Origin of the sequence: Candidatus Frankia alpina, assembly GCF_902806485.1 — a bacterium.
Classification (GTDB): Bacteria; Actinomycetota; Actinomycetes; order Frankiales; family Frankiaceae; genus Frankia; species Frankia alpina.
Window position 1 is genome coordinate 1 of record NZ_CADCWT010000641.1, and the last position, 267, is coordinate 267.

General features: G+C 74.9%; 1 protein-coding gene. It reads left to right on the forward strand.

Translation table 11 applies throughout. The features are described 5' to 3' along the window. A partial coding sequence (locus tag G6R25_RS24790) for a hypothetical protein (protein ID WP_205447487.1) occupies nt 1-267 on the forward strand: 267 nt, incomplete at both ends.

Sequence of the window (267 nt, forward strand, 5' to 3'; positions counted from 1 at the left end):
ATCCGCACCTGGACACTCGACGACACCGCCGTCCAAGCCCTGCCGGTCTCGGTATGGCACGCCGACACCGGCACTGCTGCGGAGGCGGGCCCGCCGGTCCTGACCCTGGTCACAGACCCGACGGCGCAGGCCGGCCCGGCGACGAACCGGGATCGGGTCCTGCACGCCGTCCGCGACGGTGCCCGCAGCAACCAGGAGATCGGCGGCGCCACCGGGCTGCACAAGGGCACCGTCAGCCGGACCGTCACCGCCCTCCTCGCCGCCGGC